Annotated in this window: 16 protein-coding genes; 10 read left to right on the top strand and 6 right to left on the bottom strand. The window is 56.0% G+C overall.

The window, feature by feature from the left end; all coding sequences use genetic code 11:
- Positions 1–82 precede the first annotated feature (82 nt).
- Positions 83–550, top strand: coding sequence for a tRNA adenosine(34) deaminase TadA (gene tadA, locus M7R55_RS05145; RefSeq protein WP_298219125.1), 468 nt, complete (start codon positions 83–85; stop codon positions 548–550).
- Positions 551–569: 19 nt separating this feature from the next.
- On the opposite strand, the gene M7R55_RS05140 is transcribed toward tadA, so the two are convergent.
- Positions 570–1,859 (bottom strand): alanine racemase, encoded by a 1,290-nt coding sequence (locus tag M7R55_RS05140; RefSeq protein ID WP_298219123.1) that lies wholly within the window; start codon positions 1,857–1,859, stop codon positions 570–572.
- Positions 1,856–3,445 carry an AMP-binding protein gene (locus M7R55_RS05135; RefSeq protein WP_298219121.1) on the bottom strand — a complete coding sequence of 530 codons (1,590 nt, stop codon included), beginning with the start codon at positions 3,443–3,445 and terminating at the stop codon, positions 1,856–1,858. Before M7R55_RS05135 ends, M7R55_RS05140 begins: the two co-directional genes overlap by 4 nt.
- 119 nt (positions 3,446–3,564) lie before the next feature.
- On the opposite strand from M7R55_RS05135, the gene aroC reads away from it, so the two are divergent.
- The 5 genes from aroC to rnhA all read left to right on the top strand — a co-directional run bounded on the left by aroC (position 3,565) and on the right by rnhA (position 8,182).
- Positions 3,565–4,665, top strand: a complete 1,101-nt coding sequence (gene aroC, locus M7R55_RS05130; protein ID WP_298219120.1) for a chorismate synthase — start codon at positions 3,565–3,567, stop codon at positions 4,663–4,665.
- A gap of 8 nt (positions 4,666–4,673) precedes the next feature.
- Complete coding sequence (locus tag M7R55_RS05125; protein ID WP_298219118.1) at positions 4,674–5,588, top strand: restriction endonuclease; 915 nt, start codon at positions 4,674–4,676, stop codon at positions 5,586–5,588.
- Complete coding sequence (locus tag M7R55_RS05120; RefSeq protein WP_298219116.1) at positions 5,585–6,787, top strand: MFS transporter; 1,203 nt, start codon at positions 5,585–5,587, stop codon at positions 6,785–6,787. The genes M7R55_RS05125 and M7R55_RS05120 overlap by 4 nt, the downstream gene beginning before the upstream one ends.
- 68 nt (positions 6,788–6,855) lie before the next feature.
- A complete protein-coding gene (locus tag M7R55_RS05115) occupies positions 6,856–7,689 on the top strand; it encodes a class I SAM-dependent methyltransferase (protein WP_298219114.1) in 834 nt (277 codons plus the stop codon).
- A gap of 19 nt (positions 7,690–7,708) precedes the next feature.
- Complete coding sequence (rnhA, locus tag M7R55_RS05110) at positions 7,709–8,182, top strand: ribonuclease HI (protein ID WP_298219127.1); 474 nt, start codon at positions 7,709–7,711, stop codon at positions 8,180–8,182.
- Between the two features lie 338 nt (positions 8,183–8,520).
- On the opposite strand, the gene M7R55_RS05105 is transcribed toward rnhA, so the two are convergent.
- The 4 genes from M7R55_RS05105 to M7R55_RS05090 form a co-directional block, all read right to left on the bottom strand.
- On the bottom strand, positions 8,521–8,736 hold the full coding sequence (locus M7R55_RS05105; protein WP_298219112.1) for a Txe/YoeB family addiction module toxin: 216 nt from the start codon (positions 8,734–8,736) through the stop codon (positions 8,521–8,523).
- A complete protein-coding gene (locus M7R55_RS05100; protein WP_298219110.1) occupies positions 8,733–8,975 on the bottom strand; it encodes a type II toxin-antitoxin system Phd/YefM family antitoxin in 243 nt (80 codons plus the stop codon). Before M7R55_RS05100 ends, M7R55_RS05105 begins: the two co-directional genes overlap by 4 nt.
- Positions 8,976–9,248: 273 nt before the next feature.
- Positions 9,249–9,872, bottom strand: coding sequence for a hypothetical protein (locus M7R55_RS05095; RefSeq protein WP_298219109.1), 624 nt, complete (start codon positions 9,870–9,872; stop codon positions 9,249–9,251).
- Between the two features lie 95 nt (positions 9,873–9,967).
- Complete coding sequence (locus M7R55_RS05090) at positions 9,968–10,354, bottom strand: cupin domain-containing protein (RefSeq protein WP_298219108.1); 387 nt, start codon at positions 10,352–10,354, stop codon at positions 9,968–9,970.
- A gap of 442 nt (positions 10,355–10,796) precedes the next feature.
- Between M7R55_RS05090 and dnaQ the strand changes: the two genes are divergently transcribed.
- From dnaQ to M7R55_RS05070, 4 genes are all read left to right on the top strand, one after another.
- Positions 10,797–11,516 (top strand): DNA polymerase III subunit epsilon, encoded by a 720-nt coding sequence (dnaQ, locus tag M7R55_RS05085; RefSeq protein ID WP_298219107.1) that lies wholly within the window; start codon positions 10,797–10,799, stop codon positions 11,514–11,516.
- Between the two features lie 317 nt (positions 11,517–11,833).
- A complete protein-coding gene (gene rsxA, locus M7R55_RS05080; RefSeq protein ID WP_298219105.1) occupies positions 11,834–12,415 on the top strand; it encodes an electron transport complex subunit RsxA in 582 nt (193 codons plus the stop codon).
- Positions 12,415–12,996, top strand: a complete 582-nt coding sequence (rsxB, locus tag M7R55_RS05075; protein ID WP_298219104.1) for an electron transport complex subunit RsxB — start codon at positions 12,415–12,417, stop codon at positions 12,994–12,996. The genes rsxA and rsxB overlap by 1 nt, the downstream gene beginning before the upstream one ends.
- On the top strand, positions 12,989–13,754 hold a 766-nt coding region (locus M7R55_RS05070), incomplete at its 3' end, for an RnfABCDGE type electron transport complex subunit C (protein WP_298219102.1). The genes rsxB and M7R55_RS05070, both read left to right, overlap by 8 nt.

Raw genomic sequence — 13,754 nt, 5'->3', positions numbered from 1 at the left:
GAATTTCATTTGGCTCTGCTGAGTTCCTATTTAAGTCCATTGTTTCCTTCAAGGTAGGCATCTGAATTGGTATTGTGAAAATATGAAACTACCCTCAAGCGTCGACCGCCAATTCATGCAGCAGGCTCTGAATGAGGCTCGTCTTGCCGCTGCGGACGGCGAGGTGCCGGTCGGGGCGGTGGTGGTTCGCCAAGGCAAGGTGATCGCCACGGGCCGAAATGCGCCGATTCGTCTGAATGATCCGTCGGCACATGCCGAGATGTTGGCGCTGCGTGCCGCAGGGATGGCGCTGGCCAATTACCGGCTGGACGATTGCACCCTGTATGTGACACTGGAGCCTTGTCCCATGTGCATGGCGGCCATTAGTCATGCGCGTATTGCGCGAGTGGTTTTTGCCGCGCCCGATCCGCGTGCGGGTGCCTGCGGCGGGGCGATTGATCTTAATCGCGCGCCCTGGCATCACCATCCGGTAATCATCGATACGGGGCCTTGCGAGCAGGAAGCTGCGGCGCTCTTGCAAGCGTTCTTTCAGGTGAGGCGGGCGCCGTGAGCCTTCGGGGCTGTATTACTTATTTGAAGAAATACTCACCGCAGGTCGGGCGCGATAAAAAGCCGTTGGGCGATGCACTCAAGCCATACGCGCCGGATTGCAGTACGCCGATCAAATCACCGACGGCCAGTTCCGGCAGTTCCTGATTCTGACCGAGCACATCCAGCGGGGTGCACAAGGGGCCGGCTAGATCGACTTTATGGATGCAGGGCGCGTTAAGCTGGTCGATAGCCACAATCGGCCAGTTGCGGCGCAAAATCTGCCCCAGATTGCCTGAAAGGGCGAGGTGGTGGTGCATGCCGCCGTCGCAGAGCAGATAGGTTTTGCCGCGGGATGTTTTTTTATCGACGATGCGCGTCAGGTAGATGCCCGCACTGGCCACCAGATACCGTCCCAGTTCCAGATTCAGCCGCACGCCGGGCCATAGTCCTTGCGCGGTGGCGCTGATCTTGTGCAGTACCGGTTGGAGCGCTGCCAAATCCAGCGGCGCGTCCTGCGGATGATAAACCACACCGAATCCGCCGCCGAGATTCAGATGCCGTGGCGTGAAGTTGCAGCCCTGACTCAATTCTATTATCAAATCCATCGCTGCACGCAAACCGGCGCCGAGTGCCGTCGCATCGCGGTTTTGCGATCCGGTGTAGAGATGAAAGCCCGCGAGATCAATCCATTCTGACGTGTTCGCCTGCCAGTGGCGAATCAGGGCGGGAATGTCTTCGCTGTCGATGCCGAATGGCCGCGCGCCGCCACCCATTTTCATACCCGAACCTTTCAGTTCGAAGGGCGGGTTGATCCGCAAGGCAACGCGGGCGCGTTTTACCGTCTGGGCGGCCAATGCCTCGATGCGCCTGAGTTCATGGGCCGATTCGGCATTGATCAGGATGCCGTGGCTGATGGCGAAGATCAGTTCGTCGTCGGATTTCGCCGGTCCGGCGATACTGGCCTGCGCCGCCTTATCCGGCGCGATGGCGACAACCTGCTGCATCTCGGTCAGCGAGGCGCAATCGAAGCCATCTACCTGCCGCGACAGATGCTGGATGATTTCCGGATGCGGGTTCGCTTTGATCGCGTAATGCAGGTGAAGGTCCGCGGGCAATACGGCGCGAACGGCCTCGACCTGCCGGTCGATGGCGGCCAGATGATAGACATAGGACGGTGTCGATTGGCCGGTGCGCTTCAGCCACTCCGTCAGCGGTTCCGTGCCGTGCATCAGTCGTCCGTTTGCCTGCGGCCATGCACCTGCGGCTGGGCCAAGACAGTGCTGGAGCACATCGAGCCCGGTAGTGGATTTTGCTGCTTGATTTTTCATGGCGCCAGTGTGCCTGAATTTCGACCTGGCGCTGGTGTTTCAAAGCGGGTAGCGAGTCGATCCAGAAACAGCGTGCGACTCGCCTGTCGATCCAGTTTGCCGTTGTTTGAGCGGGGCAGGGCATGGACGGCCACAATGGCCGCGGGCATCTGGAAGGGGGCGAGCCTCGTCTTGAGCCAGCGATCAAGCGCTTCGGTATCAATAGTTTGTGGCGCCACGACAAGCCCGATCCGAGTGTTATCGTCATCGGTCTGATACCCGAACGCCAGCGCTTCGGTCACGCCCTCGAACTGCAAGGCCACGTGCTCGATTTCTTCCGGACTGACGCGCATGCCCTGCGATTTGATCTGCTCGTCCATGCGGCCCAGAAAATACAAACGCCCTTGTGCATCGCGCCGGACATGGTCGCCCGAATAGACAACTCGCTCATCGCCTGCATGCGGCCAACCGGCAGGTGGTTCACGAAAGCGCAGGGCCGTGGCTTCGGGATCATTGAAGTAACCGGCGGTGACCAGCGGGCCACCTTGCACCAGTTCGCCTTCACCCGCCTCGTGCGCCGGGAGCAAGCGCCCGGTTGCATCCACCAGTTCCAGATGACTGCCAGCAAACGCCCGCCCGATGGAATCCGGGTGCGCATCTACGTCATCTGGCGGCAAGTAACTGGCGCGAAAAGCTTCCGTTAAGCCATACATCAGGAAAATCTGCGTCTGGGGGCGGGCCGATCGCAAGGCGCGCACGGTAGACACGGGCAGCTTGCCGCCGGAGTTGGTCATCAAGCGCAGGGCTGGGATCTGGGCAAGCCATGCTTGACGCGCCAGCGGAATCAGCAGGCCCGGCGTGCCTGCCAATACGGTGATGCCGTCTTCGAGCAAAGGTTTTTTCAGATCGTTCGGCAGCAGGTAGTCCCGCAGGGTGACGCCCGCGCCGACGGTCAGTGCGGTCGTCAGTTGCGAGAGGCCATAATCGAATGAAAGTGGCAGAACGGCGAGTAACTCATCGCTCGCGTTCAATTCGAGATACCGGCTTACCGCGCTCGCCCCGCAGTTCAGATTGGCGCGGGTCACCATCACGCCCTTGGGTAAACCCGTGCTGCCGGAGGTGTACAGCAGGGCCGCGAGATGATCGGGATCGCCATTCGACAGGGACGGCGGACGGGCGCTTGCCTCTGCTTCGGGCAAGTCGTGCGGGATTTGATCCGGATGTGGCGAAAACCTCAGTTCGCCCGTGAAGGGTTCAGAAAAACCCAAGGCCGCTGCGTGCGGCGCATCCATCAACAGCCCATGAGCCTGTGCGCGATTGAAGATGTCCCGTACTTGCGGTGCGCGCAGGGCAGGATGAAGGGGCACGAAGACGATATCCGCAGCCAGTGCCGCCAACAGCGCCACCACTGTTTCCAGCCGCTTGTTCGCCCACACGACCAGGTGCGCCTTTGGTTTGATGCCCACTTGGCGAAACGCCGCCGCCATTGCCAGCACGCGACGGGCGAGTTCGGCGTAATTGAGTTCACGGTCGCCATCCCGCAATGCCATGCGCTGCGGTCGATGTTCAGCGTGGTGCAGCAGGCGGGCAATCAGGTCGGGCGGCATGGTGCGTGTGTTCTCGGTCGGATGGGGATTTGGGTGCGTATAATAGGTGCACTTTTATTTTAACAAGGCGTGCGCTATCGCATCGATTTGATTGGCGCCCCAAGAATGAGATGACACACATGTCCGGCAATACGTTTGGAAAACTGTTCACGGTAACCACCTTCGGCGAATCGCATGGTCTTGCGCTGGGCGCGATTGTGGATGGGTGCCCGCCGGGTATCGAAATCAGCGAGGCGGATTTGCAGATCGACCTTGATCGGCGCAAACCCGGTACGTCGCGCCACACCACGCAACGGCGTGAAGCGGATGAGGTCAAGATTCTATCGGGCGTGTTCGAAGGCAAAACCACCGGCACACCGATCGGCTTGGTCATCGAAAATACCGATCAACGCTCGAAAGATTACGGCAAGATCGCCGATCAATTCCGCCCCGGCCACGCCGATTACACCTACCTGCAAAAATACGGCATCCGCGATTATCGGGGCGGTGGCCGTTCCTCCGCACGGGAAACCGCCATGCGCGTGGCGGCGGGTGCCATTGCGCGCAAAGTGCTGCGAGAATCGTTCGGTGTACAAATTCAGGGGTATCTGTCGCAGATCGGCCCGATCAAGGCAGAGGGCTTTGATCCTTCCGTGATCGAAACCAACCCGTTTTTCTGGCCCCATGCACCGCAAATCCCCGCACTGGAAGCCTTTATGGATGATTTGCGCAAATCCGGCGATTCAGTCGGTGCCAAGGTGACTGTGGTGGCTAAAGGCTGCCCACCCGGTTGGGGCGAGCCGGTGTTCGATCGGCTCGATGCCGAACTGGCCCATGCCTTGATGAGCATCAATGCGGTCAAGGGCGTGGAAATCGGCTCGGGTTTTGATTGCGTGGCCGCGCGGGGAACCGAGTTCCGTGATGAAATCACCCCCGATGGTTTTTTGAGCAACCACGCAGGCGGCATTCTCGGCGGCATTTCCAGCGGGCAGGACATCGTGGCCCACATCGCGCTCAAGCCGACATCCAGCATCCGTTTGCCCGGCCAGAGCGTGGATGTAACCGGCGCCTCAGCGGAAGTGATCACGACCGGTCGCCACGATCCCTGCGTCGGCATTCGCGCCACACCGATTGCCGAGGCCATGATGGCGCTCACCTTGCTCGATCATGCCCTGCGCCATCGCGGCCAATGCGGCGGTGTGAAGAGCAGCACGCCGGTGATTCCGGCCAAGAAGAGTTAATCTGAATCATGGCAATTCCTGATTTCCAATCCATTATGCGGCCACTCCTCGAACACTTGGCCGATGGAAAGGTGCATGGAAATCGGGAAACCAATGATTACTTGGCTCAACATTTCCAGCTCTCGGAAGATGAGTTGGCAGAAATGCTCCCAAGCGGTTTCGCCCGACTTTTTGATAATCGCATTGGTTGGGCAAAAACTCATTTAAAGGGCGCGGGTCTTATTGAGTCGCCTTCGCGGGCTAAGTACCGTATTACGCAGCGTGGTCTTGATTCACTTGCCAATACTGTGGGGCCAATAAACATCGCGCACTTGCAACAGTTTGATGAATACAATCATTTCAAGTCAGGCTCGAAGGCAGAAAAATCTGTTTCGAGTTTGACCACAGATTCGTATGAAACGGATGAAATGACGCCTTCCGAACAAATCGAATTTGGCTATCAAAAGATCCGACAAGAAATAGAAGTGGAATTGATTTCTAAAATTAAATCCGCTTCTCCTGCTTTCTTTGAACGATTAGTAGTGGAGTTGTTGGTTTCAATGGGATACGGCGGATCGCTGAAAGATGCCGGCCAAACACTTGGAAAATCCGGTGATGGTGGGATAGATGGCGTTATCAAGGAGGATCGATTAGGTCTTGATGTGATTTACCTGCAAGCCAAGCGCTGGGAAGGCACGGTTGGACGGCCAGAGATACAAAAATTTGCGGGCGCTTTGCAGGGGCAAAGGGCAAAAAAAGGTATTTTTCTTACGACATCGAATTTCAGTGTTGAAGCCATTCAATATGCGTCATTTATTGATACCCGAATTGTTCTCATCGATGGCAAGCAGTTGGCGGGATTGATGATTGATACCGGCGTCGGAGTCACAAAAGTGGCTACCTACGAGGTCAAAAGGCTCGATTCTGACTACTTTGAAGAATGATGCGCACCGTTCTGTTCGCCTATTTCCTCGGCTTCGGGGTTTTCCTGCCGTTCTTCAGCCAGTATCTGCTGGCGCAGGGTTTTAACGCACAACAAGTCGGGGCGTTGCTGGCGGCCGTGATGTTCGCCAAGATATTCGGGCCGCTTTTATTGGGCTGGTGGGTGGATCACAGTAATCGCCTGATGCCGGCCTTGCGCAGCACGGCACTCTTTTCGCTTATCTTGTTTAGCGCGATCATCGGGTTGACGCTGATTTCAGCGCCTTTTATCTGGTGGTTGGTGGCCTTGTTGTTGTTCGGCCTGGTCTGGCAGCCGATTCTCTCGCAACTGGATGTGCTCACGCTGCGCCTCGTGGCCGACGACAGCCATGCTTATTCGGCGATTCGGGCGTGGGGATCGATCGGATTCATCGTCGCCTCGGTGGGTCTGGGGTGGGTGCTCAATGGTTTTATCGAATACAAGACCGCATTGATTTCCGGGTTCATGTGGCTTTTCCTGCTCGGGCTGCTGATCCTGCTGCTGTTGATGCCCGAACCGAAGGCGACGCAGGCCCAATCGGAGCGTTCGGCTCAATTCTGGCCGGCGTTCTGGCGCCATCTGCGCCGGCCTCCGATGCTGGGATTTCTGTCTATGCAGTTTCTGGTGAATGTGGCGCATGGCGTTTACTATGCTTTTTTCAGTATTTATCTCGATTCAAAGGGGTATTCTGCCGGGGTGATCGGCCTGCTGTGGGCTTTGGGCGTGATGGCGGAAATTGTGCTGTTTTTCGTGCTGCCGCGCTTTTTGGGACGTTTTGCGTTAAGCACGTTGTTCCTGTTGGCGATTGGCCTGATGGCGCTGCGTTGGGTGATGATCGGCACGTTGATTGACTCGCTGTTCTGGCTATTGCTGGCCCAACTTCTGCACGCGGCAAGCTTCGGGCTGACTCATGCGGTGGGCATTGCCGTAATGCATCAGCAGTTTTCCGGCCCGATGCAGGCACGTGGACAAGCGATTTTTTCCGGCTTGAGTTATGGCGGCGGCGCGGCGGTGGGGTTATTGCTGGCGGGTTTTTTTTGGACGCATGTCGGGGCAACCGGCGCCTTTTTGTCGATGGCTTTCGTTTCTGTGCTGGCGGGGGTAATGTGGTTCACCTGTCGTCGGCTGATGGATCAAGCACCGACGTTTGCAGCGGGCGAGGTTCTCACGGATGGGATGTAACCGGTTTTCGACCGGCCTTGGCCCCCGAGGATTTGTGTTGAACGTGATCACTATTGAGAGGACGGGCAATGCGTAACGACGACCTTGTGCACGCTTGTCACCCCACCGAACTGATTTCCCGTTGGTACAACACCCCGATGGGCGCCCGGCTGGCAGAAGACCTGGCTGCATGTCTTGGTCGATTGGCCGACGACGCCTTCGGTTACCACGCCGTGATGGTGGGTGCCGTGCTGCCTTGTGAGCCGCGCCTGCGTATTCGGGCGCGCACGCAAGTGGCTGCGACGCGTGAGGAATTGACCGAAACGCCCTTGATGGCCGTGCAGGCCGATTTTGATTATCTGCCGATTGAAACCGAGTCGGCTGATCTGGTGATTGCACTGCACGTGCTGGAAAGCACCCGCGAGCCGCATGAGATCATGCGCGAACTGGATCGGATCATCCGACCGGAAGGACGGGTGATGATTGTCGGGGTGAACCCCGTGAGTTTCTGGCATTGGCAAAAATCCTGGCTCGGCAGGGAAAAAATGATGCGAACGGGTTATCTTGCCGGGCAGCATCGCGCGGCCTGGCGCGTGGTCGACTGGTTGCGCCTGCTGGGTTACGACGTACAGAGCGTGGAGCACTTAGGCGGCGTGTGCCCTACTACCCGGCCACGGTTTTATGACAAAATGACCCGCTGTCGCGCCTTGAGCGGCAAATGGTTATGGTTCATGCAGGGTTTTTACGTGATCGACGCCGTGCGCCGCGTGAGCACCCCGACAGCCATCCGGCCCGCGTTTCGCCTGCCGCGAATGATACCGAACAAAACCCGCGCAACCGTAGCCAATCAGACAACCTGCCAAACGACGCACCCATCCAGACAACAGCTCAGCGGGCGAACCATCAACCTGTTCAAGAAATAGTATGACCAAACAATTAATAATGGCACAGGATGCCCTGCAAGATGCTGATTCACAGGCTGCTGCACAGATCGTTCATATCTGGACCGATGGCGCTTGCAAGGGTAATCCGGGGCCCGGTGGCTGGGGTGCCCTGATGCGATATGGCACAACGGAGCGTGAACTCTGCGGGGGCGAAGCGCATACCACCAATAACCGGATGGAATTGCTGGCCGCCATCAGCGCGCTCGAGGCACTCAAGCGCCCCTGCACCGTTCACTTGACCACCGACTCACAATACGTGCGCCAGGGCATGCTCGAATGGCTGCCCAACTGGCGCAAAAAGAACTGGCATCGCGCGGACGGCCAGCCGGTAAAAAATGCCGATCTCTGGGCACGACTCGATGAAGCCGCCCAACGGCACGACATGCACTGGCACTGGATCAAAGGCCACGCGGGACACCCGGAAAACGAACGCGCCGACCAACTCGCCAACCAGGGCACACCGAAGGGTTAATTTCACAGGGCAGCGGGAGACAGTCAACAAAGCGGCGCGGACTTGTGTGTCGGCTGGGTCTAATTATGGGAACCTCTAAAACCCCATTCCTAGGGTTTTAGAGGACGTTCATCGCGGGAAGCCCGAGAGTAAATCATGCTATTTCAATTGTTTGCGCGATTTATATCAGAGTCGCATCCGCCTTAGCGGGCTTCGGTCGGGAACAGCCAAAGGGCATGTACACAGGATGTGCGGCGCCACTTCCCTGAGGCGCACGGGCGCCTCGAAAGGTTTTCATAGCACCCTATTTTTCATTCATAGTGCGTCCAGAGCCGCAGTACTTTAACGACTTGATCGGCTTACAAGACCTGATAAACGATTCGATGCTGAATGTTGATTCGCCTCGAACAAGCTCCCGAAAAATCCCCAACCAATTTTTCGTAAGGAGGTGAATTTTGGTATGGATTCTGTTTGATAACCCCAAGTAGCTTTTGCGTTTTTTCTTTGAGGCCTGATGAAGCAAGCTTTTTTGCATCCTTCTGCGCCTGTTTGGTGTAGACAGGTTGCCAAATCACCAATCAAGTTCCTCGGAGCATTCAGAAAGGGGCGTTCTCATACCCTCCTTAATTGATTTACCCATTCCCGGTACTGATAACAAGTGCAGAGTTTCAGAAATGGCTCTCCAATCTTCTTCGGAGATGAGAACAGCATTTCCTCTTTTTCCAGTAATAACAATAGGCTGGTGTGTTTTTGCGGTTTCATCGATCAAGCTGTAGAGCTTCGCGCGTGCTTCAGTGGCATTGAAAATAGTCATGGTACTACCCCCTCCGGCAAGCGTACGATATCGCGTGCGTCTATTCAAGCCTAACGACGCTGTAGAAAAACCTCTTGAAGGGGAGAATTAGTCGCTTTCAAGGGGTGCCCTGACTCTTCCCAGCATGACGATAGTTGATTACAGAGCGCTTCGGGAAGTCGGTTTTTGCTCATGGTCATGAATTTTCTTGCCCAGGGGGCGAGGGTCTCAACGACCAAGCTTGGACGAAGATTAGCCGTAGCGAAGGCAAATACGTCGGGCTGGAGCGCCTGGTTAGGTTGTGTGGTCACGGTAAAGCTCCAACAGCCACGATATGCCTAGAACAGTGAGAAAGATCCCAATGACGAGTTTTAACTTGACCTCTGGAACTTTCTTCAATTTACCATGAAGCGCCAATGTAATTGCCGACACAGCGGCCATGCCTGCGGCCACACCCCAAAGAACCTGAGTCCATGCTGAGGTTGCGGCCCCGATGGGGAAAACGACTAACAGTATCTCACCAGCCTCAACGACTGCACTTTTTCCCATGACAAAAAATACAAAAAGTGAAAAAGCCTCCGTCGTTGATGAAGTTGGGGTGATCTGTACCTTTCCGAGAGGATCTTCTGCCCAGCGAGGCCGCTGGTGCGCTCGTATGCGTCTTAACGACTTAATCGACCAGTGCAGCCCCATTGACGTAAGCAGTACGGCAGCCACGAGGCGCAACCAGAAGATTGGGAAGAACTCGTGGAGTGGAAACAGAAACACAGCCAAGACAAACACAAGTACATGGCCCAGCACCAAGGCTGATAGTGCTTCTCGGGGATAACCGGCTCTGACAATGGCGTAAGCAATCGCCACCGTCTCAAAAAACTCGACTGACGTGCCCGTAAACGAGGCAACAAAGGGCTGGATCATGAAGGAAGCAACCTACCGTTAATGGAACAGGGGGGCAGACCATGGTTTATCTCGGTTTATATCATTAACTAGGCGCAATGCAGACCATACCGACATTAACCTTTGACCTTCATTATCATGTGGTCAATGACGTGGCTGTGCTCGCGCTGAGGGCTGAACATGATGATTTCCGCGTCTTCGTCGACCTTTACGTTGTGCCCAGGTGGCCAGTAGAAGAGATCATTCGCTTTGACAGTCTCTTGTGTGCCCTCCGCGTCAGTTGCGGTGAGTTGGCCGCGCAGGACGAAGCCCCAGTGAGGGCATTGGCACAAATTGCCTTCCAGCCCTTGGAATAACGGGCTCGTGTCAACACCTGCCGAGAGGGTGAAATATTCGCAGCTGATTTTTCCCAGTCCAGTTGCATCGCCGAAATCCGTTCGCTGACGGATCACCGCGCCAGGGATTTCCATCCTGACGTCCACATCTTTCTTCGCTACTCGCATGACCGATTCTCCTTTGGGTGAATGGATGCTTTATGGCAAGTGTTCTGTCAATCACTGCATCCGGATCGTGATTGACGCTCAACGTGATTTAGTCAACACGATAGCTGGCAGGCTGTGCTGACCAAAATGATGAGGCTTTGTGTAACTTTCCGTTTTTCATCAGGTTCTTCTCTTTCGTTCGTGTTTAGGGGAACCTAAAATTTCACAGATTAATTGTCAACGAATTTATCTACAGCTGCCAAAATGGGTCCATCAGGCCTGTGCCGGTATTCGTTTGCGTCCTATCAGAATCAGGTCAAGTCGATAGTATTATCATTCTTTTGGGGGCATCGAAAACCTGCTCATGTAGCGCTTGCGTCCGCCCACCATGGTTTTTCAAGGCGCCCTTGACCAGAGTACACTTGCTCGATAATTCGCCAAGCCCACTGACAGGAAACCGATCATGACAGAACGCCAAATCGTACTGGATACTGAAACCACGGGGATGCCCGCTGCCGATGGGCATCGGTTGGTGGAGATTGGTGCGGTGGAGATGATCGAGCGTCGTGTGACGAGTAGAACATTTCATTGTTACCTCAACCCCGAGCGGCCGGTGGATGAGGGCGCGTTTAATGTACATGGTTTGAGCGATGCGTTTTTAGCGGATAAGCCGAAATTCGCCGATGTGGTGGATGAATTTCTGGCGTTTATCGAGGGCGCGGAGCTGATTATTCATAATGCCGAATTTGATGTGGGGTTTATCGATGCGGAGCTTGCCCGGCTGGCGAATGGCGGTCGATTGGCTGATGTCGCAAGTTCCGTGACCGATTCATTGGCCATTGCGCGCAAAAAACATCCCGGCCAACGCAATAGCCTCGATGCCTTGTGCCGTCGGTACAACATTGATAACAGTGCGCGTAAGCTGCATGGCGCGTTGCTGGATTCTGAAATTCTGGCCGATGTATATCTGGCGCTAACGGGCGGGCAGAAAACCCTCGGTTTAGAAGCCGACCATGGTGAGGGTGACAATCAAGAACAACGGGGGGAAATCATCCGCTTGCCCACCAACCGGATGAGATTACGCGTCATTGCCGCTAGTGACGAAGAGCGAGCGGCACATCAGGGGTGGTTGCTGAAATTGGGCAAAGACGGTGAACCTGCGCCCTGGCCAACTGTCTCTTAGCTTCTGTTTGCAAGCTTCGGCGTCAGTTTGGGATTTGCCAGTCCAAAAGACTGATGGGAACCACGAAAAGCCCTATCCCTGAGATTTTTCGAGAACGTTCGTTGAGGGAAACCCATGGCGAACTCACACAATTTCAATCGTTTGCGCGATCGATTTGAGTGCAGCATCTGCCTTGGCCTATGGGCAGGAAAACAGGATGCCCTGATGTTTTATAAGTTTTTTCGTAGATTAACGATAAGTTATTTATAATTTACTATTTATACTGGCTATCTGTATTTTGGCGTTTTCGCCGGAGCTCATCGGCTCGGAGGTCTGTCTTGACAGAATATGTTTTGATTTTAATCAGTACTGTACTGGTAAATAACTTCGTACTGGTCAAGTTTCTCGGCTTGTGTCCGTTCTTTGGCGTGTCCAAAAAAATCGAAACCGCCATTGGTATGTCGCTGGCGACCACGTTCGTGCTGACGCTCTCGGCAATTGCCAGTTATCTCACCGAAACCTTCATTCTTGAACCGCTGGGGCTCACTTACCTGCGCACGATCATGTTTATCGTGGTGATCGCGGTGGTCGTGAATTTCACCGAGATGGTGGTGCGCAAAACCAGCCCGTTGCTGCATAACGTACTGGGTATTTATCTGCCGCTGATTACGACGAACTGCGCCGTGCTTGGCGTGGCCTTGCTGAACGTGCAGCAGGCGCATAATTTTGTGGAATCGGCGTTGTATGGGTTTGGCGCCTCGGTCGGTTTTTCTATGGTGTTGATTTTGTTCTCAGCCTTGCGTGAGCGCATCAATGTGGCCGATGTGCCGCTGGCGTTCGAGGGCGTGCCGATTGCCTTGATTACAGCCGGGTTGATGGCGCTGGGGTTCATGGGCTTTGCCGGCATGGTGAAAGTTTGATGTTGACTGCCATCCTTGTGGCGGCCGGTTTGGTGCTGGCTTTCGGCATTTTGCTGGGCGTGGCGGCCCAGTGGTTCCATGTTGAAGGCAACCCGCTGGCGGAAAAAATCGATGCGATTCTCCCGCAGACTCAGTGCGGCCAATGCGGATTTACGGGGTGCAAGCCATATGCCGAAGCCATCGCTACGGGGCAGGCCGATATCAACCAGTGCCCCCCCGGTGGCGAGGCTACCATTAAAAATCTGGCCGATCTGTTGGGCGTGGAGCCTAAGCCGCTGAACGCCAAAAACGGCGAAGCTAAAACGGTTCCGCTCCTCGCGGTGATCGACGAGGCGGTTTGTATCGGTTGCACCAAGTGCATTCAGGCCTGTCCGGTCGATGCGATTCTGGGAGCGGCCAAACAGATGCATACGGTTATTGCCTCCGAGTGTACGGGTTGTGAGTTGTGTGTGGCGCCTTGCCCGGTCGACTGTATCGACATGGCGCCGCTGGATACTGGTTTGGCCGGTTTCCGCTTCCCGGAGCCTAAGCTTCAGGACGATAAACCTCAGGCCACTCTGGCGGAACCAGCCCATGTCTGATTCTGCCCCCCGGCCCATACCGGCACCTCACGCTTTTCATGGCGGGCTTCATCCGCCCGAAAACAAGGCGCTGACCCGTGATCAGCCGATCAAGGCCATGCCCTTGCAATCGTGCTATGTGCTGCCTTTGCATATGCACATCGGGGCGGCGGCGCAGGCCGTTGTCAAGGTGGGGGATCAAGTCGGCAAAGGGCAGGTGCTGGCCCAGGCGACGGACTTCGTGTCGGCTTCTGTCCACGCGCCCACTTCCGGAACCATTGTTGATATTTCCCCTCATCCCATTGCCCATCCGGGTGGCATATCCGCGCCGTCGATCCTGTTGCAAGCCGATGGCGAGGACCGATGGGCCGAGCGGATGACGCCTTGGGTCGATTATCAGGACATCTCGCCCGCACAACTGCGCGGGCGACTGCGTGAAGCGGGTATCGTCGGACTGGGTGGTGCGGTCTTCCCGACTGCCGCGAAAATGGCGACCGGCCAGACCAGGGTACCCACGCTCATCCTGAACGGTGCGGAGTGCGAGCCGTACATCACCTGCGATGATCGACTCATGCGTGAGCAACCGGAAGATATCCTGCGCGGCGCTGCCATCGCCATGTACATGATCGGCGCGGAACGCTGTCTGATCGGCATCGAGGACAACAAGCCAGAGGCCATCGCCGCCCTGCTGGAAGCGAGCCGCTCGGATCCGCGTTTTGCGGTATTTTCCGTCCCCACCCGTTATCCGGCGGGGGGCGAAAAGCAACTCATCAAGGTGT

The organism is Halothiobacillus sp. (assembly GCF_027346185.1).
GTDB lineage: Bacteria > Pseudomonadota > Gammaproteobacteria > Halothiobacillales > Halothiobacillaceae > Halothiobacillus.
The sequence above is the reverse complement of the archived record's forward strand: the minus strand, read 5'-3'. Positions and strand labels throughout refer to the sequence as shown.

Excerpts from the sequence above, each read along its gene's own strand:
- M7R55_RS05125 (WP_298219118.1), top strand. The coding sequence starts at position 4,674 with ATGGCAATTCCTGATTTCCAATCCATTATGCGGCCACTCCTCGAACAC.
- rsxB (WP_298219104.1), top strand. The coding sequence starts at position 12,415 with ATGTTGACTGCCATCCTTGTGGCGGCCGGTTTGGTGCTGGCTTTCGGC.
- M7R55_RS05090 (WP_298219108.1), bottom strand. The coding sequence starts at position 10,354 with ATGCGAGTAGCGAAGAAAGATGTGGACGTCAGGATGGAAATCCCTGGC.
- M7R55_RS05135 (WP_298219121.1), bottom strand. The coding sequence starts at position 3,445 with ATGCCGCCCGACCTGATTGCCCGCCTGCTGCACCACGCTGAACATCGA.
- M7R55_RS05140 (WP_298219123.1), bottom strand. The coding sequence starts at position 1,859 with ATGAAAAATCAAGCAGCAAAATCCACTACCGGGCTCGATGTGCTCCAG.
- aroC (WP_298219120.1), top strand. The coding sequence starts at position 3,565 with ATGTCCGGCAATACGTTTGGAAAACTGTTCACGGTAACCACCTTCGGC.
- M7R55_RS05095 (WP_298219109.1), bottom strand. The coding sequence starts at position 9,872 with ATGATCCAGCCCTTTGTTGCCTCGTTTACGGGCACGTCAGTCGAGTTT.
- tadA (WP_298219125.1), top strand. The coding sequence starts at position 83 with ATGAAACTACCCTCAAGCGTCGACCGCCAATTCATGCAGCAGGCTCTG.
- rnhA (WP_298219127.1), top strand. The coding sequence starts at position 7,709 with ATGGCACAGGATGCCCTGCAAGATGCTGATTCACAGGCTGCTGCACAG.
- M7R55_RS05120 (WP_298219116.1), top strand. The coding sequence starts at position 5,585 with ATGATGCGCACCGTTCTGTTCGCCTATTTCCTCGGCTTCGGGGTTTTC.
- M7R55_RS05100 (WP_298219110.1), bottom strand. The coding sequence starts at position 8,975 with ATGACTATTTTCAATGCCACTGAAGCACGCGCGAAGCTCTACAGCTTG.
- M7R55_RS05115 (WP_298219114.1), top strand. The coding sequence starts at position 6,856 with ATGCGTAACGACGACCTTGTGCACGCTTGTCACCCCACCGAACTGATT.
- dnaQ (WP_298219107.1), top strand. The coding sequence starts at position 10,797 with ATGACAGAACGCCAAATCGTACTGGATACTGAAACCACGGGGATGCCC.